Annotated in this window: 16 protein-coding genes and 1 tRNA gene; 11 read left to right on the top strand and 6 right to left on the bottom strand. The window is 59.4% G+C overall.

The window, feature by feature from the left end; translation table 11 throughout:
• Nucleotides 1-12 precede the first annotated feature (12 nt).
• A complete protein-coding gene (locus DW58_RS06775; protein WP_024550970.1) occupies nucleotides 13-240 on the bottom strand; it encodes a YccJ family protein in 228 nt (75 codons plus the stop codon).
• A gap of 23 nt (nucleotides 241-263) precedes the next feature.
• Entirely contained in the window at nucleotides 264-860 is a 597-nt protein-coding gene (gene wrbA, locus DW58_RS06770; RefSeq protein ID WP_024550969.1) for an NAD(P)H:quinone oxidoreductase, read from the bottom strand.
• A 392-nt stretch (nucleotides 861-1252) separates the two neighbouring features.
• On the opposite strand from wrbA, the gene DW58_RS06765 reads away from it, so the two are divergent.
• Together DW58_RS06765 and rutR are read left to right on the top strand one after the other, a co-directional pair.
• A complete protein-coding gene (locus DW58_RS06765) occupies nucleotides 1253-1426 on the top strand; it encodes a con-10 family general stress protein (protein ID WP_024550968.1) in 174 nt (57 codons plus the stop codon).
• Between the two features lie 243 nt (nucleotides 1427-1669).
• Entirely contained in the window at nucleotides 1670-2308 is a 639-nt protein-coding gene (gene rutR, locus DW58_RS06760) for an HTH-type transcriptional regulator RutR (RefSeq protein ID WP_024550967.1), read from the top strand.
• On the opposite strand, the gene DW58_RS06755 is transcribed toward rutR, so the two are convergent.
• Nucleotides 2309-2707, bottom strand: coding sequence for a lysozyme inhibitor LprI family protein (locus DW58_RS06755; protein ID WP_024550966.1), 399 nt, complete (start codon nucleotides 2705-2707; stop codon nucleotides 2309-2311). It abuts the gene before it with no gap.
• A gap of 57 nt (nucleotides 2708-2764) precedes the next feature.
• On the bottom strand, nucleotides 2765-6724 hold the full coding sequence (gene putA, locus DW58_RS06750; RefSeq protein WP_024550965.1) for a trifunctional transcriptional regulator/proline dehydrogenase/L-glutamate gamma-semialdehyde dehydrogenase: 3960 nt from the start codon (nucleotides 6722-6724) through the stop codon (nucleotides 2765-2767).
• Between the two features lie 430 nt (nucleotides 6725-7154).
• Between putA and putP the strand changes: the two genes are divergently transcribed.
• From putP to DW58_RS06735, 3 genes are all read left to right on the top strand, one after another.
• Entirely contained in the window at nucleotides 7155-8663 is a 1509-nt protein-coding gene (putP, locus tag DW58_RS06745; protein ID WP_029696529.1) for a sodium/proline symporter PutP, read from the top strand.
• Between the two features lie 144 nt (nucleotides 8664-8807).
• Nucleotides 8808-10073: a glycosyltransferase gene (locus DW58_RS06740; RefSeq protein ID WP_024550963.1), complete on the top strand. Its 1266-nt coding sequence runs from the start codon at nucleotides 8808-8810 to the stop codon at nucleotides 10071-10073.
• 58 nt (nucleotides 10074-10131) lie between these two features.
• Nucleotides 10132-10554, top strand: a complete 423-nt coding sequence (locus tag DW58_RS06735; RefSeq protein ID WP_029696530.1) for a DUF3574 domain-containing protein — start codon at nucleotides 10132-10134, stop codon at nucleotides 10552-10554.
• Nucleotides 10555-10617: 63 nt separating this feature from the next.
• Here DW58_RS06735 and DW58_RS06730 read toward each other — a convergent pair whose 3' ends face one another.
• Nucleotides 10618-11802: a NupC/NupG family nucleoside CNT transporter gene (locus tag DW58_RS06730; protein WP_024550961.1), complete on the bottom strand. Its 1185-nt coding sequence runs from the start codon at nucleotides 11800-11802 to the stop codon at nucleotides 10618-10620.
• A 243-nt stretch (nucleotides 11803-12045) separates the two neighbouring features.
• Between DW58_RS06730 and efeU the strand changes: the two genes are divergently transcribed.
• The 5 genes from efeU to DW58_RS06705 all read left to right on the top strand — a co-directional run bounded on the left by efeU (nucleotide 12046) and on the right by DW58_RS06705 (nucleotide 17529).
• The gene (gene efeU, locus DW58_RS06725; RefSeq protein WP_024550960.1) at nucleotides 12046-12876 is read left to right on the top strand and encodes an iron uptake transporter permease EfeU; all 831 of its coding nucleotides are present in this window, start codon (nucleotides 12046-12048) and stop codon (nucleotides 12874-12876) included.
• 54 nt (nucleotides 12877-12930) lie between these two features.
• Nucleotides 12931-14046: an iron uptake system protein EfeO gene (efeO, locus tag DW58_RS06720; RefSeq protein ID WP_024550959.1), complete on the top strand. Its 1116-nt coding sequence runs from the start codon at nucleotides 12931-12933 to the stop codon at nucleotides 14044-14046.
• Nucleotides 14047-14060: 14 nt separating this feature from the next.
• A complete protein-coding gene (gene efeB, locus DW58_RS06715; RefSeq protein ID WP_024550958.1) occupies nucleotides 14061-15338 on the top strand; it encodes an iron uptake transporter deferrochelatase/peroxidase subunit in 1278 nt (425 codons plus the stop codon).
• A gap of 540 nt (nucleotides 15339-15878) precedes the next feature.
• Complete coding sequence (gene phoH, locus DW58_RS06710) at nucleotides 15879-16667, top strand: phosphate starvation-inducible protein PhoH (protein ID WP_024550957.1); 789 nt, start codon at nucleotides 15879-15881, stop codon at nucleotides 16665-16667.
• 160 nt (nucleotides 16668-16827) lie between these two features.
• On the top strand, nucleotides 16828-17529 hold the full coding sequence (locus tag DW58_RS06705) for a hypothetical protein (RefSeq protein WP_024550956.1): 702 nt from the start codon (nucleotides 16828-16830) through the stop codon (nucleotides 17527-17529).
• Nucleotides 17530-17907: 378 nt separating this feature from the next.
• Here DW58_RS06705 and DW58_RS06700 read toward each other — a convergent pair.
• A tRNA-Ser gene (locus DW58_RS06700) sits at nucleotides 17908-17995 on the bottom strand.
• A gap of 201 nt (nucleotides 17996-18196) precedes the next feature.
• On the opposite strand from DW58_RS06700, the gene ghrA reads away from it, so the two are divergent.
• A complete protein-coding gene (gene ghrA, locus DW58_RS06695) occupies nucleotides 18197-19138 on the top strand; it encodes a glyoxylate/hydroxypyruvate reductase GhrA (protein ID WP_024549820.1) in 942 nt (313 codons plus the stop codon).
• Nucleotides 19139-19203: the final 65 nt, after the last annotated feature.

The raw sequence follows: 19203 nt of genomic DNA, 5'->3' as shown, positions 1-19203 counted from the left end.
TTTTGTCTCTCATCAAACGTTTTTGCGCTCGATGGTTTGTTCGCCCCAGAACAGCGAATCCTTATCGGTTTTTTCAAAGGCTTTGATCAGCACTTCATCGCTGCCTTCTTCCCAGATTTTTTCGGCCAGCGCTTCATCGTAGTCGGCGACTTCGAAGATCGCTTCCGCAATTTCCGGCGAGGTGTTGCGAAGCGTTGCCCATTCACCGACGTGGTGTGCTTTAGATTCTTGTGTTGGCATGTTTACTCTCCTGTAAAAGTTGATTAGCCATTCAGTTTAACGGCAAGACCGGCGACGTATTCGCCCTGATAGCGTGCGATGGCCAGCTCTTCCTGGCTCGGCTGACGGGAACCATCACCACCGGCAATGGTTGTCGCGCCATAAGGTGTGCCGCCTCTCACCTGAGAAATATCAAACAGCTCTTGCGCCCCGTAACCAATCGGCACAATCACCATTCCATGATGTGCAAGCGTAGTCCAGGTTGATGAAATTGTATGTTCCTGACCGCCGCCGGTTCCGGTTGAGCTAAAGACGCTGGCGAGTTTTCCGTACAGCGCGCCGGATGCCCACAGACCGCCGGTCTGATCAAGGAAGGTGCGCATCTGCCCGGCCATATTGCCAAAGCGGGTAGGGGTGCCGAAGATAATCGCATCGTAATCCGCAAGCTCCTGTGGCGTGGCGACCGGGACGTTTTGCGCTTTGCCGCCCGCTTTGCTGAACAGATCCTCCGGCATGGTTTCAGGCACGCGTTTTACCGTGACGTCGGCGCCTGTCACCTTGTTTGCGCCTTCTGCTACCGCCTGCGCCATCGTTTCAACATGCCCGTACATGGAATAGTAAAGCACCAGTATCTTCGCCATGACTCACTCCTGCTGTGGATTACATGATGCAGCCGTTCGCTGCGCTCTTTTAAAGATATGACGTTACCTCATGAGTGCCAAAAAAATGGCGCAGGAAATGTAAGAAATGAGGCGATTCTGTATCTGACGGGCTGTTGCACCCTGAAACATTTTCAGCAGCCGAAAATTTTTCTGAGATAAGAAATGCTTATCAATTACCAGGCCGATAATGGCCGTTTTTGGCGAGTTTGATGTTGCAGAATATTAATGTCAGCTGGCGTATCACGCGGGTTGTACCAGGATTAAGTCACGTGGCGGCGATAACCACATTCGCTTCGGGCCACGAGGTGAAAGGAACATCTTTTACTGAATGCAATATGATGACTAATGTTTCACACAACCGGAGGTACGAAATGGCAAACCATCGTGGTGGTTCAGGTAATTTCGCTGAAGATCGTGACAGAGCATCAGAAGCAGGCCGTAAAGGTGGCCAGCAGAGCGGCGGTAACTTCAAAAACGATCCGCAACGCGCCTCAGAAGCGGGGAAAAAAGGGGGCAAGAGTAGCCACGGCGGGCGGAGTGAGTAGTACGCCAGCACGAGGTGAAATGCGACATTCTGTAGTGTAGCATCCGCGAATGTCCGCCCCAGCCGCCGGGTTTCCCCGGCGGTTTTTTTTGTCCGCTCGCCGCTAAACCTTTCCCTCACGGCACCACACCGATCGCGATTGTCGCCGCTTCCTGCCGCACTCAAAAGTCCCTACGTCCCGCATAACGGTTCGTCTCCCCGTCTGGCTTTTGCTATGCTTTGCAAAACATCGAGGAGTGAGCGCATGGTTCAACGCGCGGTAACAGCAGGCACGAAACGTGGCGCAGCCACGGCGGCAAAGCGACAGGCGATTCTTGACGCCGCGCTCTGTTTTTTTTCCCAGTTCGGCATCCACGGCACCAGCATCGAGCGCGTCGCCGAGCGGGCAGGCATTTCCAAGACCAACCTTCTGTATTACTACCCCTCTAAAGAGGCGCTCTACGTCGCCGTTCTGAAGCAGATCCTGGATATCTGGCTGGCACCCCTGAAGGCCTTTCGCACCGATCTTCAACCGCTGGCGGCGATTGGCGAGTACATCCGGCTGAAGCTAGAAGTGTCGCGCGACTACCCGCAGGCCTCACGGCTGTTCTGTCTGGAGATGCTGCAGGGCGCGCCATTGCTGATGGCGGAGCTGACCGGGGATCTGAAAGCGCTGATTGATGAAAAGACGGCCATCATTGATGGCTGGGTGAAGCGCGGACAGCTTGGCGCGGTGGATGCCCACTCGCTCATCTTTATGATCTGGGCGACGACCCAGCACTATGCGGATTTCGCCACCCAGGTCGAAGCGGTAACCGGGGCGACGTTGCAGGACGAGGCGTTTTTCAGCTGCACGGTGGAGAACGTGCAGCGGATGATCATTGAAGGTATTCGCGTGCGCTGATCAGCCCTGAGGCGGCAGCGGGCAGCTGACGTCACCCTCTTCACACTGGGTGAGGGATTCGAGATACGCGCTACGATCGTTGGTTTTGTCGGCCAGACACTGGTTATGGACCATCGGCTGGACGCTACCGCCTTCCACGCCCGAACTGATAAACGCACAGTCCGCATCGCGCACTTTCAACCAGGCATTTTGCGCCTCTTTGAGCATATCGCGCTGAGGAGCGCTGGCGCGTGCCATCACTTTCTTATAGGTCTCATTCAGGATCTTATCCGCTTTCTGGTATTCACCGGCGGAGCACTGGTTGAGCTCAAGCTGGGTGGTGGCCTGGTCACAGTCGTCGGCCAGCGCCGTGCCGCTGCACAGCAAACCAGCCAGCAGAAGGGGGGCGATTTTTTTCATTGTTATCCTCCATAAAAAAAGGCTCCGTCACAGGAGCCTTTCCAGAGTAGCGAAGCCTTAGCCGATTGTCATCAGGCTCGCGTTGCCGCCTGCGGCGGCGGTGTTGACGCTCAGCGACCGCTCCAGGTAGAGACGCTCCAGCAGCAGGTTAGTTTCCCCGCGTGCGAAGCCCTGCACCGAGACAATCGCCCCCTCGCGGGCGGCAATCTGCTCACAGAGAACGCGCAGCTGATCCGAGTCACCGTGATAGATGGCCGCATCAAAGGTGGCCGCCTGAAGCACATCCGGGCGCGCGAAGGTGATGCGGGCACTGACCGCTGACGGCAGCTGCTTCGCCAGCTGACGATGCAGTTCGTCGTCCGGCCACAGCACCTGGCTGCCTACTGCGCAGCACGCTGCGAGCTGCACCAGCGCATCCTCTTCATTGTCGGCAAGACAGAGTACCCTCTCGCGCGGCAGCAGAGTAAAGGTGTTGCGCTCCCCGGTGGGACCCGGCAGCACGCGCTGGGTGCCGGCCTGAGCCAGCTCGCCGAAGCGGGCGCACAGGGCTTTCAGCGCCGGGCGATCCGCAGCCCAGCCCGCCAGCGCCTCCAGCGGCTGTTGCAGCACTGCTTTCACCTGCGCATCTACGCTACGCTGGCGATCGTGGCGGCTGAAGGTGGTTTGCAGCGCATCGTCCGGTCGGCTGGCCAGCAGGCGATAGAGATAGAGCGGCCCCCCGGCTTTCGGCCCGGTGCCCGACAGTCCCTCGCCGCCGAACGGCTGTACGCCCACCACCGCGCCAACCATGTTGCGGTTGACGTAAAGGTTTCCGACGTGCGCAGACCCGGTAACCTGGGCAATGGTTTCGTCGATGCGGGTATGCACACCGAGCGTCAGGCCGTAGCCCGAGGCATTGATCTGGCGGACCAGATCGTCCAGCTGGCTGCGGGTGTAGCGCACCACGTGTAGCACCGGCCCGAACACCTCTTTCTTCAGCTCGTCGAAGCTCTCCAGCTCAATCAGCGTCGGTGGCACAAAGGTGCCGGTCTGCCACTCTTTCGCATCGCTGCTGTTCTCGCGCACGCCCTGGAACACGGTGCGGCCTTTGGCGCGCATCGCCTGGATATGGCGTTCGATATTGGCCTTCGCCTCGGCGTCAATCACCGGCCCGATATCGGTGGTGAGACGGCCAGGGTTGCCCATCCGGCATTCGGCCATCGCGCCGCGCAGCATGGTCAGGGTGTGATCGGCAATCTCCTCCTGCAGGCAGAGCACGCGCAGCGCGGAGCAGCGCTGGCCTGCGCTGTCGAAGGCCGAGGCTACCACGTCCACCACCACCTGCTCGGTCAGCGCCGAGGAGTCCACCACCATGGCATTCATGCCGCCGGTTTCGGCAATCAGCGGCGTCGGACGGCCCTGAGGGTCGAGGCGGGTGGCGATATTGCGCTGCAGCAGGGTGGCCACTTCGGTGGAGCCGGTAAACATCACGGCCCGCACGCGGTCATCCCCGGTGAGCGCGGCGCCAACGGTTTCGCCGCGGCCCGGCAGGAGCTGAACCACACCCGCCGGCACGCCGGCTTCCCGTAAAATCGCCACGCCCTGAGCGGCGATCAGCGGCGTCTGCTCTGCCGGTTTCGCCAGCACGGTATTACCCGCTGCCAGCGCGGCAGCAATCTGGCCGGTAAAGATTGCCAGCGGGAAGTTCCACGGGCTGATGCACACCACCGGGCCCAGCGGGCGGTGGGTTTCATTGTCAAAGTCGGCGCGCACCTGCGCGGCGTAGTAGTGCAGGAAATCCACCGCTTCGCGCACTTCGGCAATGGCGTTGCTGAAGGTTTTTCCAGCCTCGCGCACCAGAATACCAATCAGCGTCTGCATCTGATCTTCCATCAGCACCGCAGCGCGCTCAAGGATCGCGGCGCGCTCCTGCGGCGGGGTGGCGAACCAGATCGGCGCATTGTTCACCGCGTTATCCAGCGCCAGGCTCACTTCCGCCTCGCTGGCCTCACGGGTGTAGCCGACGATATCCCCCGGCTCGGCAGGGTTGATAACCGGCGTCATCCCGGCGTCGTCCGCCGGCAGCTCCAGCATTGGCTTCGCCTCCCACTTTTGCGCCGCGCTGTTCAGCAGGGCAGAAGAGAGCGAGGCCAGACGGTGCTCGTTCGCCAGATCCAGACCGGCGGAGTTGACGCGCTCGCTGCCGTAGAGGTCGCGCGGCAGTGGGATTTTAGGATGCGGCAGGCCGGCCTGGCCCTCCTGGGCCGCCAGTTTTTCCACGGCCTGCACCGGATCGGCTACCAGCTCGTCCAGCGGCAGCGTGGCGTCGGCGATGCGGTTAACGAACGAGGTGTTGGCCCCGTTCTCCAGCAGACGCCGGACCAGATAGGCCAGCAGCGTTTCGTGGGTGCCAACCGGGGCGTAAATACGGCACGGGCGATTGAGTTTGCCATCCGCCACTTTACCCACCACCTGCTCGTACAGCGGTTCCCCCATGCCGTGCAGGCACTGGAACTCATACTGCCCCGGGTAGTAGTTCTGCCCGGCGAGGTTATAAATAGCCGACAGCGTATGGGCGTTATGGGTGGCGAACTGCGGGTAGATCAGGTTGGGCACCGCCAGCAGCTTTTTGGCGCACGCCAGATAGGAGATGTCGGTATAGACCTTGCGGGTGTAGACCGGATAGCCCTCCAGCCCCTCCATCTGGGCGCGTTTGATTTCGCTGTCCCAGTAGGCGCCTTTCACCAGACGGATCATCAGGCGGCGACGGCTGCGGGTGGCGAGATCGATCAGATAATCAATCACCAGCGGGCAGCGCTTCATATACGCCTGGATCACAAAACCAATACCGTTCCAGCCCGCCAGTTCCGGCTCGAAGCAGAGTTTTTCCAGCAGATCGAGGGAGATCTCCAGTCGGTCAGCCTCTTCGGCGTCGATGTTGATACCGATATCGTACTGGCGCGCCAGCAGGGTGAGGGATTTAAGGCGAGGATAGAGCTCCTCCATCACGCGATCGTACTGCGCACGGCTGTAGCGAGGGTGCAGGGCAGAGAGCTTGATGGAGATCCCCGGCCCCTCATAGATACCCCGCCCGTTGGAGGCTTTCCCGATGGCGTGGATCGCCTGCTGATACGAGACCAGATAGGCCTGGGCGTCGGCGGCGGTCAGGGCCGCTTCACCGAGCATGTCGTAGGAGTAGCGGAAGCCTTTCTCTTCCAGCTTGCGGGCGTTAGCCAGCGCTTCGGCGATGGTTTCCCCGGTGACGAACTGCTCGCCCATCAGGCGCATCGCCATGTCCACACCTTTACGGATCAGCGGCTCGCCGCTTTTACCGATGATGCGGTTCAGGGAGCGCGACAGGCTGGCTTCGTTGTGGGTTGAGACCAGACGCCCGGTAAACAGCAGGCCCCAGGTCGCGGCGTTAACGAACAGCGATGCGCTGCGCCCGATGTGTGACTGCCAGTTGCCGGTGCTGATTTTGTCGCGGATCAGCGCATCGCGGGTGGCTTTGTCCGGAATACGCAGTAGCGCTTCGGCGAGGCACATCAGGGCCACACCCTCCTGGGAGGAGAGCGAAAACTCCTGGAGCAGGCTCTGCACCATGCCGGCACGGCCGGTCGCGGTTTTCTGGCTGCGCAGCCGGTCGGCAAGCTGCCAGGCAAGCTTGTGGGTTTTCTCGGCCACGTCCTGAGGCAGGCGCGCCTGCTCAAGCAGCATCGAGACCGCATCGGTTTCAGGGCGGCGCCAGGCGGCGGTAATGGCGGCACGGGTAACGGACTGCGGCAGGATCTGCTCGGCAAAGTCGAGGAACGGCTGGGAAAGCTCTTCCGGGGCCGCCTGGGTGGCGTCGTCACCGTCCGCGCCCGTCAGCAGCGCAGGCAGCTCGGGCAGGGTTTCGCTGTTTTCAAGTCGTTCAAGATAATTGAAAATGGCCTGTTTGATCAGCCAGTGCGGGGTACGGTCAATTTTTGATGCCGCCGCTTTGATTCTGTCGCGCGTCGCGTCATCCAGCTTAACACCCATGGTAGTGGTGCCCATGCCTTTAGCTCCTGTTATTCATGCTCTTCAACCCCGAAGAGGTGGGATAACAGGCAATATCTATCATGTTGCAACTTTGTGCAACCAATGGAAGTGTGACCGGGATAACAAGGTGAAAATTGAATGAATTGTTAACGGATTAACCAATCGTTCACTGACCGCAAAATGGCCTGAATGCCAGAACTGCCGGGCAGTTAACACTTTCTCAAGGTGCAACCCTGAAAACTGTGAGCGGGTACAACCTATAGGAAACTCATATCGTGTTGAGGATGTCTTTGTTGTGAATGGTGTGTTAAATCGATTGTGATTAAAAAACGCATCCGGCAGGATACGGCCCCCAACAATAACAACGACAACAACACCGCTCTGATTCAGAGAGTGAAAAACCGACGCCGGCAACGGAACGGGATAATAACGCTGGAGAACCTCCATGACTGCAAGCACACCGATGACGGTGACTTTCCTTGTTTATATCGTAGGCATGATCCTGATTGGCTTTATCGCCTGGCGATCAACCAAAAACTTTGATGATTATATTTTAGGCGGTCGTAGCCTTGGGCCTTTTGTTACCGCGCTGTCAGCGGGTGCCTCTGACATGAGCGGCTGGCTGCTGATGGGCCTGCCCGGCGCGATCTTCATCTCCGGTATTTCGGAGAGCTGGATTGCTATCGGCCTGACCCTCGGGGCGTGGATCAACTGGAAGCTGGTGGCGGGGCGCCTGCGCGTGCATACCGAAGCCAACAACAACGCTCTGACGCTGCCGGACTACTTTACCGGCCGCTTCGAAGACAAGAGCCGCATCCTGCGCATTATCTCCGCGCTGGTGATCCTGCTGTTCTTCACCATCTACTGCGCATCAGGGATTGTTGCCGGGGCGCGTCTGTTTGAAAGCACCTTCGGCATGAGCTACGAAACGGCGCTGTGGGCCGGGGCTGCCGCCACCATTCTCTACACCTTTATCGGCGGTTTCCTGGCAGTGAGCTGGACCGATACCGTGCAGGCCAGCCTGATGATTTTCGCGCTGATCCTGACCCCGGTCATCGTGGTGATCTCGGTCGGCGGCTTCGGCGATTCGCTGGAAGTGATTAAGCAGAAGAGCATTGAGAACGTCGATATGCTCAAGGGCCTGAACCTGGTAGCGATTATCTCGCTGATGGGCTGGGGACTGGGCTACTTCGGGCAGCCGCACATTCTGGCGCGCTTTATGGCGGCAGATTCCCACCACACCATCGTCAGCGCGCGTCGTATCAGCATGGCGTGGATGATCCTCTGCCTCGCAGGTGCGGTGGCGGTGGGCTTCTTCGGTATCGCCTACTTTGAAACCCATCCGTCACTGGCCGGCGCGGTGAGCCAGAACAGCGAGCGCGTGTTTATCGAACTGGCGCAGATCCTGTTTAACCCGTGGGTGGCCGGTATTCTGCTCTCCGCGATCCTGGCGGCGGTGATGTCTACCCTGAGCTGCCAGCTGCTGGTCTGTTCCAGCGCCATTACCGAAGACCTCTACAAGGCATTCCTGCGTAAAAACGCCAGCCAGCAGGAGCTGGTGTGGGTGGGCCGCGTGATGGTGCTGGTGGTGGCGCTGGTGGCCATCGCCCTGGCGGCAAACCCGGAAAACCGCGTGCTGGGTCTGGTGAGCTACGCCTGGGCCGGTTTCGGCGCCGCGTTTGGACCGGTGGTGCTGTTCTCTGTGCTGTGGTCGCGCATGACCCGTAACGGTGCGCTGGCCGGGATGGTCATCGGTGCGGTGACGGTTATCGTCTGGAAGCATTTCGAGCTGTTTGGCCTGTACGAAATCATTCCGGGCTTCCTGTTCGCCAGCCTTGGCATCGTGGTGGTGAGCCTGATGGGCAAAGCGCCGTCAGCCTCAGTTCAGGCGCGGTTTGAAGAGGCCGATGCCCACTACCACAGCGCGCCGGTGGATAAAGCGCTGGTGCGCTAACTCCTTCTGTGACGCACACAAGCCCGATGACAGGTTCATCGGGTTTTTTTTGCCGCCCGATCGGCCATTTCACGTCTATCCTGCTTAATACCCTTCCTCACGCTAACCCCCTTTTTCTGTCATAGCAGTAACGTTAAGGATGATATGAGTCACTACGCGATAGTCGTTCCCCCGTTGTACAGCCACATCAGGGCGATGGAGGCGCTGGCCACAGCGCTCAGCGCACGCGGGCATCGCCTGACGTTTGTCTTACCCCCGGATGCCCTGACGCCGGACGACGCGCGCGTGCAGCTCTGCCCCGGCCTGCCGGAGGCCATTCTCCAGGCCCAGCGGCGGATGCAGAGCCCCGCCAACCGCGCCCTGTGGCGTATCGCCAACACCATGGCGGCTCTGACCGACGCGCTGTGCCATGAGCTGCCCGCGCTGCTGCGTACGCTGCGCGTGGACGGGGTGATTGTCGATCAGATGGAGCCTGCCGGTAGCCTGGTGAGCGAGAGCCTCGGACTGCCGTTCGTGTCGGTGGCCTGTGCTCTACCCATTAACCGCGAGCCGCACCTGCCGCTGTCGGTGATGCCGTTCGCCTGGGGTGAAGATGAGAAAAGCCAGCGCCTTTATCGCGGCAGCGAGCGGGTCTATGACCTGATTATGCGCCCGCTCTACCGCGCGCTCGACGCGCACAGCCGACGGCTCGGCCTGACGCCGCGCGACCGACCGGATCGCTTTCTGTCGCCGCTGGCGCAGATTGCCCAGTGGGCGCAAAGCCTGGACTTTCCCCGCTATGCGTTGCCGGAGAGCTTCCACTATATCGGGGCGCTCAGGGGACCGGCGGTCGGCACCGCGTCGGCGCTGGCGGAGGGGGCGCTCAATGTCTCTCCGCTGGGGTATGCCTCGCTCGGCACCCTGCAAAAGCATCCTTACCTGCAGCTACGGCGTATGGCCGCGGCCTGCCGCCGGGCCGGGGTCAACGTGATGATCACCCACTGCAACACGCTCTCCCCGGATGAGATCGCGGGCCTGTATCGCAGCGGGGCAACCTGGGTGGAGGCGTTTATCGATCAGCCGGCGTTTATTCAGCATGCCGACGTGGTGGTCAGCCATGCCGGTCTGAATACCGTGCTGGAAACCGTGGCGGCCGCCAGACCGCTGCTGATGGTGCCCATGGCGTTCGATCAGCCTGCCATCGCCGCCCGAATCGTGCATCACGGGCTTGGCAGACGCGTTTCGCGCTACGCCGCTTCGGCCACCATGGCACGGCAGATCGGGGCACTGCTGGACGATGAGGGCGCGCACGCCCGGCTTCAGGCGGCGAGCAGGGCGCTGGCGGCCTGCGGCGGGGCCGCACGCGGGGCGGAGATTGTTGAACAGGCGCTGACCACCGGACGACCGGTGCTGCGTGCAGCCGACAGTTGAAAAGTGAGGGAAACCAGGGTGTTATCAGGGGACAATAACACGATAAGGACCGCAATTGATGATACGCCCCCTGACACTCAGCCTGACGCTGGCGCTACTGCTGGCTGGCTGCGCCCGTACGCCACACCCGCACAGCGAACCGGCGCGCTGCGCCGCCGACAGTGCCATGACGCAGACCACGCTCTATTTTGGCCTGAATCGCCCGTCCGGGCCGGGGATCACCCCGCAGGAGTGGCAGCAGTTCGTTGACCGCGACGTCACGCCGCGTTTTCGCGATGGCCTGACGGTGTTTGATGCCCACGGGCAGTGGCTGGGGAAGGACGGTACTGTCGCGCGTGAGCCGAGCAAAGCGCTGATGCTGATCCACACGCAGGATGCCAACAGCGAAGCGGCCATCGAGGCGCTGCGCGGGATCTATACCTCACGGTTTGCGCAGGAGTCGGTGATGCGCGTCGACCAGCCGGTATGCGTTAAGTTCTGATAAAAAAACGGCGGGGTTTACCCGCCGTTTTGTTGATAAGCACACCGCGGTCGCAGACGGGCGCTACAGCACCAGCCCGGCAAAGGTCGCGGAGAGCAGGCTCACCAGCGTCGCGCCGTAGACCAGACGCAGGCCGAAGCGGGATACCGTATTACCCTGGGATTCGTTCAGCCCTTTGATGGCCCCGGCGACGATGCCAATCGAGGCGAAGTTGGCAAACGACACCAGGAACACCGACAGAATACCGAGACCGCGCGGCGTCATCTGGCCGGCAATTTTCTGCAGCTCAATCATTGCTACAAACTCGTTAGCAACCAGCTTGGTGGCCATAATGCTGCCCGCGTGGAGCGCGTCCGCCAGCGGGATGCCAATGAGCCAGGCGAGCGGATAGAACACGTAGCCGAGCATCGCCTGGAAGCTGATGCCGAACAGGCTGGCAAACAGGGCGTTTACCGCGCTGATCAGGGCAATAAAGCCGATCAGCATCGCCAGAATAATCATCGCTACTTTGAAACCGGCCAGAATGTATTCGCCGAGCATCTCAAAGAAGCTCTGGGATTCATGTAGCTTCTCAAGCGTAATATCCGGCTCGGCGTCCGGGCGCGTCGGATTAATAATCGAGAGAATGATAAAGGTGCTGAACATATTCAGCACCAGCGCTGCCACCACGTATTTCGCATCCAGCATCGTCATATAGGCCCCGACGATCGACAGCGATACCGTCGACATGGCCGTAGCGGCCATGGTGAACAGACGGCGCGAGGAGAGGTCGGCCAGCACCCCTTTGTAGGCAATAAAGTTTTCCGACTGCCCGAGGATCAGGGAGCTGACGGCGTTAAACGACTCCAGCTTGCCCATGCCGTTTATTTTCGACAGCGCCGAGCCAATCAGCCGAATAAAGATCGGCAGAATACGCCAGTGCTGAAGAATACCGATCAGTGCGGAAATAAAGATAATCGGGCACAGCACGCCCAGGAAAATAAAGGCCAGACCTTTATCGCTCATCCCGCCAAATACAAAGCCGGTGCCTTCCGCGGCAAATTTCAGCAGGGATTCAAAGAAGCCGGAGACGTACGTAATAACCGACAGGCCGCTCTGTGCATGCAGGAAAAACCAGGCCAGCGCGGCTTCAATCACGATTAATTGCAGGATATACCGCACGCGGATGGTGCGGCGGTCAAAGCTTGCCAGCCAGGCGAGGGCCAGGATCACCGTCAGGGCCAGCAGGAAATGCAGGAAAGTCATCATCACATAAACATTACGCAGCAAAAGGGGGGCGTCATTTAGCCACAAGCGCAGCGCCGCGTAAACGATTGCTTATCCATAAGTTACTTCGTTGCATAATCATTAGCCCACTCAGGTCTTACATCCTGTCACGCTTCTTCGCGAATTTTGCTTGTCTTTCTCTTCGCCGTAATGATAATCACTATCAATTCATCTTTACCTATCTTTGCACCACTTGACTTTGATTCACATTGAAGGATGCACGACATGTTTGTTCCCTTTCTCATTATGCTGCGCGAAGGGCTGGAAGCGGCGCTGATTGTCAGCCTGATTGCCAGCTACCTCAAGCGCACCCAGCGCGGGCAGTGGATGGGCGCCATCTGGGGCGGTGTCATGCTGGCCGCCGGGCTCTGTCTGGCGCTCGGGATCGTCATCAACGAAACCACCGGCGAGTTCCCGCAAAAAGAGCAGGAGCTGTTTGAAGGGCTGGTGGCGGTTATTGCGGTCATCATCCTCACCTGGATGGTGTTCTGGATGCGTAAGGTGGCGCGCAACGTCAAGGGCGAGCTGGAGCAGGCGGTGGATAACGCCCTTGCGCGCAAGGGAAATCACGGTTGGGCGCTGGTGCTAATGGTCTTTTTTGCCGTGGCGCGTGAAGGCCTGGAGTCGGTGTTCTTCCTGCTGGCGGCGTTTCAACAGGACGTGGGTATCTGGCCACCGGTGGGGGCGATGCTGGGGCTGGCCTGCGCCGTTATCCTGGGCTTTCTCATCTACTGGGGCGGCATCCGCCTTAACCTTGCGCGTTTCTTCCAGTGGACCAGCCTGTTTATCCTGCTGGTTGCCGCAGGCCTCGCCGCTGGCGCAATCCGCGCTTTTCACGAAGCGGGGCTGTGGAACCAGTTTCAGGATATCGCCTTCGACATGAGCGGCGTGCTCTCCACGCATACCCTGACCGGCACCCTGCTTGAAGGGATTTTCGGCTATCAGGAGAGCCCGACAGTGAGCGAGGTTGCGGTCTGGTTTCTCTATCTTATTCCGGCCCTGGTGGCATTCCTGCTGCCCGCGCGCCTGGCTGGCCATCCGCAGCGCGAGCTGTAACGGACGGCAACATTTGGCTTTGTAGTGACAACATACTAATGAGTGGGATGGACTATGAAACACAACTTCCGGATGAGCGCCCTGATGCTGGCGCTGGCAGGCAGCATGGCAGCGCAGGCGGCAGAGATGCCGAAGGTCAACGTGACCGTCACCGATAAACAGTGCGAACCGATGGCGCTCACCGTCGAGGCCGGGAAAACCCAGTTCATCATCAAAAACCAGAGCCAGAAAGCGCTGGAGTGGGAGATCCTTAAGGGCGTGATGGTGGTGGAGGAGCGCGAAAACATTGCGCCGGGCTTCACCCAAAAGATGACCGCGAACCTGGAACCGGGCGAGTATGAGATGACCTGCGGGCTGCTGAGCAATCCGAAAGGCAAGCTGGTGGTAAAAGCGGCGAAAGGCAGCGCGGCGACCGGGCAGAGCGAGGTGCTGGCGCTGACCCAGCCGATCACCGACTACAAACGCTACGTCACCGCCCAGGCCGCCGATCTGGTCGCCAGTACCAAAGCCTTTACCGAGGCTATTAAGGCTGGGGACATCAACAAAGCCAAAGCGCTGTATGCCCCGACGCGTCAGTATTACGAGCGCATCGAGCCGGTCGCCGAGCTGTTCTCCGATCTCGACGGCAGCATTGATGCCCGTGAAGATGACTATGAGCAGAAGGCCGCCGACCCGAAATTCACCGGTTTTCACCGTCTGGAAAAAGCGCTGTTCGGGGATAACACCACTGAAGGCATGACGGACTACGCCGACAATCTCTACACCGACGTGGTCGAGCTGCAAAAACGCATTGATGCGCTGGCGTTCCCGCCGTCAAAAGTGGTGGGCGGCGCGGCGGGCCTGATTGAAGAGGTGGCAGCCAGTAAAATCAGCGGGGAAGAGGATCGCTACAGCCACACCGATCTGTGGGATTTCCAGGCCAACGTTGATGGATCGCAGAAGATCGTGAATCTGCTGCGTCCGCTGCTGCAGAAGGCCGATCCGGCGCTGCTCGGCAAGATCGACGCCAACTTCAAAAAGGTGGACGCCATTCTCGGTAAATACCGTACCGCCAACGGATTTGAAACCTACGACAAGCTGACCGAGGCCGACCGTAACGCGTTGAAAGGGCCGATTACCGCCCTGGCGGAAGACCTCTCGCTGCTGCGCGGCGTGCTGGGGCTGGACTAACGGCGATGGCGGTAATGAAGCGTAATTCCGGCGTGAGCGAGCCCTCGCGCCGTCAGCTGCTGAAGGGGCTGGGCGCGCTGGGCGGCGCGCTCGCGGTGACCGGGGGCTGCCCGATGGCCCACGGTACCGTGCCCGCCACCTCGCCCGGCACGCTCTCCCCGGAGGCGCGCCAGCAGCGCCAGCCGTTTTACGGGCCGCACCAGGCCGGGATCCTCACCGCGCAGCAGGCGGCGATGATGCTGGTGGCCTTTGATGTGCTGGCCACCACCCGTGAGGATCTGGAGCGTCTGTTTCGGCTCCTCACCCAGCGTATCGCGTTTCTCACCGAGGGCGGCCCGGCACCCGAGACGGCAAACCCGCGGCTGCCGCCAGCGGATTCCGGCATCCTGGGCGCGTATATCGCGCCGGACAATCTCACCATGACGGTCTCACTCGGCGCCTCGCTGTTTGACGCGCGCTTCGGTCTCGCAGCGCTGAAACCGAAAAAGCTGCAAAAGATGACGCGTTTTCCCAACGACTCGCTGGACGCGGCGCTCTGTCATGGCGATCTGCTGATTCAGATCTGCGCCAACACCCAGGATACGGTGATCCACGCCCTGCGCGACATTATTAAGCAGACGCCGGATCTGCTGAGCGTGCGCTGGAAGCGGGAAGGGTTCATCTCCGATCATGCGGCGCGCAGCCGGGGGAAAGAGACGCCGATCAATCTGCTCGGTTTCAAGGACGGCACCGCCAACCCGGACAGCCAGAACGCTGCGCTGATGGAGGAGATCGTCTGGGTCACTCCGGATCAGGGCGAACCGGCATGGACACACGGCGGAAGCTACCAGGCGGTGCGTCTTATCCAGTTCCACGTCGAGTTCTGGGACCGCACCCCGCTGAAAGAGCAGCAGACCATTTTCGGGCGCGACAAGCTGAGCGGTGCCCCGCTTGGCATGCAGCACGAGCACGATGAGCCGGACTACGCCGCCGATCCGGATGGTGAGGTGATTGCCCTCGATGCGCACATCCGTCTGGCAAACCCGCGCACGCCGGACACCCGCAGCGGGCTGATGATGCGTCGTGGTTACAGCTATTCGCTGGGCGTCACCGCGGCCGGGCAGCTGGATATGGGCCTGCTGTTTGTCTGCTACCAGCACGATCTGGAGAAGGGCTTCCTGACCGTGCAGCAGCGGCTCAACGGCGAAGCGCTGGAGGAGTACATCAAGCCCATCGGCGGCGGCTACTTTTTTGCTCTGCCTGGCGTGGCGCACAAAGAGAGCTGGCTCGGCGAGGCGCTGCTTCGTGCCTGATGACTCGCCCGTAAGGGCGGGTCACTCCCTCACGCGGTATCATTTGCTAACATTTTGATTCACGGTTTTGCCATCAAAATTAGCTATGCCAGATGGCTGATATATTTCTGTAATATTTCTCTGTCATAACCAACAGCAGCGGAAGAAACCCGATCTCGTTATCATAAAGTAAAAATGATGTTGCATTTTTGCTAACGTTTGTTGTAATTACCGTGATAGCGCTGTTTCCCCGGCTGTGGTCGTTCACGATGGAGATTGCGAATGGTAGCGTCCTTACCTGGACTACGCAGAACCAAAACCCGCACCACCCGGCGTGGAGGAGTTTCCTCCGGCAGCGATATTCTCACCCCTGATATTTCTCACGCTTTAAAAACCAGCGTTCCAACCGATATGGCTGACCCCGCCTGCGGTGGTTCCGTCATGTCCGCTCAACCGGCAATACATGGCTTACAAGGAAGCCAAACCTCACATGTTCGTGCGCATAAGCGCGTCGCGATGGGCGACGCGTACGATGTAAACCAACTTATCAAGGTGCCATCCATGGGAAGACAGAAAGCAGTGATCAAAGCTCGCCGTGAAGCCAAACGTGTGCTGAGACGGGATTCGCGCAGCCATAAGCAGCGCGAAGAGGAATCGGTCACATCGCTTGTGCAGATGAGTGGAGTTGAATCTATCGGTATGGCGCGGGACAGTCGCGACCATACGCCGATAGTGGCGCGTACCGACGCTCAGGCGCACTATCTCAAGGCTATTGAGACCAAACAGCTTATTTTTGCAACCGGTGAAGCAGGGTGCGGTAAGACCTGGATCGCGGCGGCGAAAGCGGCTGAGGCCCTGATACATAAGGACGTTGACAGGATCATCGTCACCCGTCCGGTCCTGCAGGCCGATGAAGATCTCGGCTTCTTGCCCGGCGACATTTCGGAGAAGTTCGCGCCCTATTTCCGCCCGGTGTATGACGTGCTGGTGCGACGACTCGGCGCGTCTTTTATGCAGTACTGCCTGCGTCCTGAGATTGGTAAGGTTGAGATTGCGCCGTTCGCCTATATGCGCGGACGTACCTTTGAAAATGCGGTTGTGATTCTGGACGAGGCTCAGAATGTGACCGCTGCGCAGATGAAGATGTTCCTGACACGCCTCGGGGAGAACGTAACCGTCATCGTCAACGGCGATATCACTCAGTGTGACCTGCCGTCCGGCGTGAAATCCGGCCTGAGCGATGCCATGGCACGTTTTGAAGAGGATGACCTGGTAAGTCTGGTCACGTTTGGTAAAGAAGACTGCGTGCGCTCGGCACTCTGCCAGCGCACGCTGAACGCCTATAGCTGATATTTCACCTCTGACCGGCGCACGATGGCGCCGGTCGCACCTACCAATATTTGCCTTACCTCAGCCTCACTTTCTCTGTGGTTTTGCCGATAACGCATGAACAAACGGTCGCAGCCTCTTACAGACCGTAATTTTTAGCTTATTGGTAAGGATCGCTCTGATGAAATTCCCCTTTTACTGCTCCCTGTTGATGGTGACTGTTGCGCTTGCAGGCTGTAGCAATAAACCGGCTCCCCCTACTGAAAAAGAAGTCTCTTCGAAAGATCTTCACTTGGGTAGTGGCAGCGTTGTGACCATCAAAGGTTACGAACAGCTCCGCACTGACACTGATGCCCCAACGGATGTTTCGCTACGCTATATCACCCGCGGTGATACGGGAAATATGGTGGCCCTTAAGACGTTAGGCTTTGTGGCGCAGGCATTGTTGGGAAGCGCCCAGGCCACCGGATTCGACAAATTTGATCTGGTGGGCACACCCATAATCACCATGCCAAATCCAACGCTGGAATACCTGTCTAAGGGCATTGAAAAATCGCTCCAGGCGCAACCTGCGGGAACGAAAAGCATCGCCCCGCTTCAGCCGGTGGAAATCAGGCCCTATACCTGGATGCTGGTGTACGAAAATCTCTCCGGGGGCGACAGCTATGAACTCTATTATCATGCCAGTATCATCCATACGGCGAACGTTGCATTGAAAGATAACTCTACGCTCGCGTTAGTGTCGTGCCATCCGACGGCCGTAAAAGCGCCGCTAGCCCAGTGGCAGGCTAACGGATATGAGAAAGTCACTGAGGTCACGCGTGAGTATATGGATAGCTGCCTTAAAGATTTTGAGGCGCATAAAACGGAGTTTTTACTCTGAGCCTTTCTCGTGAGTGCAACATGCGAAAAAAAAGCCTGAACGTGAGTTCAGGCTTTCTCTTTTGATATGGCGGTGAGAGGGGGATTGACTGGCTGCGCCAGTTGTCGAACCCCGGCGGGTGTTCTCATCACCCCTCTTGTGAGTGCAACATGCGAAAAAAAGCCTGAACGTAAGTTCAGGCTTTCTCTTTGAAGATGGCGGTGAGAGGGGGATTGACTCGCTGCGCTCGCCCTGCGGGCAATCCATCTCGCAGGCTCGATGGCTTGTCCAACTGGCTGCGCCAGTTGTCGAACCCCGGCGGGTGTTCTCATCACCCCTCTCTGAGGTGCAACATGCGAAAAAAAAGCCCGCATAGAAATGCGAGCTCTTCTTTTAATATGGCGGTGAGAGGGGGATTCGAACCCCCGATACGTTGCCGTATACACACTTTCCAGGCGTGCTCCTTCAGCCACTCGGACACCTCACCGTATTGTCGTCCCGCTGGCGGGACGGGCGCTAATGTAGGGAAAATCCGCCGTAGCGTCAATGGACTTTTAACGCGAATCAGCGCGTTTAGCCAAACTTCACGCAACTTGCTCGGGAAAAGAACAAAATGACGCTTTTTCTTTATGATGAAAGGGTTGCAACACCTCGAGGATCGCGTAACGTTGGGCAAAAAGGAGACGCTATGGACATCATTTTTTATCACCCGACGTTTGATAACGCGTACTGGCTGACGCACCTGCAACAGCACCTTCCCGAGGCGCGTGTCCGCGTCTGGCAGCCGGGCGATAACCAGCCCGCGGATTATGCGCTGGTCTGGCACCCGCCGGTGGAGATGCTGGCCGGACGCCAGTCGCTCAAAGCCGTGTTCGCCCTCGGCGCCGGCGTGGATGCCATCCTCAGCCGCCTGAAAACCCATCCCGACCTGCTGCCGCAGGGGGTGCCGCTCTATCGCCTCGAAGACACCGGCATGGCGCGTCAGATGCAGGAGTACGCTGTCAGCCAGGTGCTGCACTGGTTCCGCCGCTTCGATGACTATCAGGCGCAGAAACAGCAGGCCCAGTGGCAGCCGCTCGACGAGTACCAGCCCGACCAGTTTACCATTGGCATCCTGGGCGCGGGCGTGCTCGGCAGCAAGGTGGCAGAAAGCCTGCGGGCATGGGGCTTCCCGGTGCGCTGCTGGAGCCGCAGTCGTAAGGCCTGGCCGGAGGTGCAAAGCTTCGCCGGACAGCAGGAGCTGGACGCGTTCCTGCACGGCACGCGGGTGCTGATTAACCTGCTGCCCAATACCCCGGAAACCGAGAACATTATTAATCGTGCGCTGCTCGACAAGCTGGCGGACGGAGCGTATCTGCTCAATCTGGCGCGCGGCGTGCATGTGGTGGAGCAGGATCTGCTGGATGCGCTGAACGAGGGCACCCTGAAAGCGGCGATGCTGGATGTGTTCCGTCAGGAGCCGCTTCCGCAGGAGAGCGACCTGTGGCGCCATCCGCGCGTGGCCATCACCCCGCATGTGGCGGCGGTGACGCGTCCGCTGGAGGCGATACGCTATATAGCGGAGACCATTAACGCGCTTGAGCGCGGCGAGGCCACCCGCGGTCAGGTCGATCTGGCACGCGGCTACTGATTCGCGCCGGGCATCAGGCTAAAAATGCGGGTCGATACCTGTTATTCTTGAGGCAAATCACAAAA

Origin of the sequence: Siccibacter turicensis LMG 23730 (assembly GCF_000463155.2) — a bacterium.
Classification (GTDB): Bacteria; Pseudomonadota; Gammaproteobacteria; order Enterobacterales; family Enterobacteriaceae; genus Siccibacter; species Siccibacter turicensis.
This window is presented reverse-complemented; position numbering and strand designations above follow the sequence as displayed.

What these genes read in the sequence shown, in the direction of transcription:
- efeO (WP_024550959.1), top strand. Translation starts at nt 12,931, where the DNA reads ATGAAACACAACTTCCGGATGAGCGCCCTGATGCTGGCGCTGGCAGGC.
- ghrA (WP_024549820.1), top strand. Translation starts at nt 18,197, where the DNA reads ATGGACATCATTTTTTATCACCCGACGTTTGATAACGCGTACTGGCTG.
- DW58_RS06755 (WP_024550966.1), bottom strand. Translation starts at nt 2,707, where the DNA reads ATGAAAAAAATCGCCCCCCTTCTGCTGGCTGGTTTGCTGTGCAGCGGC.
- DW58_RS06740 (WP_024550963.1), top strand. Translation starts at nt 8,808, where the DNA reads ATGAGTCACTACGCGATAGTCGTTCCCCCGTTGTACAGCCACATCAGG.
- DW58_RS06730 (WP_024550961.1), bottom strand. Translation starts at nt 11,802, where the DNA reads ATGATGACTTTCCTGCATTTCCTGCTGGCCCTGACGGTGATCCTGGCC.
- rutR (WP_024550967.1), top strand. Translation starts at nt 1,670, where the DNA reads ATGGTTCAACGCGCGGTAACAGCAGGCACGAAACGTGGCGCAGCCACG.
- DW58_RS06705 (WP_024550956.1), top strand. Translation starts at nt 16,828, where the DNA reads ATGAAATTCCCCTTTTACTGCTCCCTGTTGATGGTGACTGTTGCGCTT.
- wrbA (WP_024550969.1), bottom strand. Translation starts at nt 860, where the DNA reads ATGGCGAAGATACTGGTGCTTTACTATTCCATGTACGGGCATGTTGAA.
- efeU (WP_024550960.1), top strand. Translation starts at nt 12,046, where the DNA reads ATGTTTGTTCCCTTTCTCATTATGCTGCGCGAAGGGCTGGAAGCGGCG.
- putP (WP_029696529.1), top strand. Translation starts at nt 7,155, where the DNA reads ATGACTGCAAGCACACCGATGACGGTGACTTTCCTTGTTTATATCGTA.
- efeB (WP_024550958.1), top strand. Translation starts at nt 14,061, where the DNA reads ATGAAGCGTAATTCCGGCGTGAGCGAGCCCTCGCGCCGTCAGCTGCTG.
- phoH (WP_024550957.1), top strand. Translation starts at nt 15,879, where the DNA reads ATGGGAAGACAGAAAGCAGTGATCAAAGCTCGCCGTGAAGCCAAACGT.
- putA (WP_024550965.1), bottom strand. Translation starts at nt 6,724, where the DNA reads ATGGGCACCACTACCATGGGTGTTAAGCTGGATGACGCGACGCGCGAC.
- DW58_RS06775 (WP_024550970.1), bottom strand. Translation starts at nt 240, where the DNA reads ATGCCAACACAAGAATCTAAAGCACACCACGTCGGTGAATGGGCAACG.
- DW58_RS06765 (WP_024550968.1), top strand. Translation starts at nt 1,253, where the DNA reads ATGGCAAACCATCGTGGTGGTTCAGGTAATTTCGCTGAAGATCGTGAC.
- DW58_RS06735 (WP_029696530.1), top strand. Translation starts at nt 10,132, where the DNA reads ATGATACGCCCCCTGACACTCAGCCTGACGCTGGCGCTACTGCTGGCT.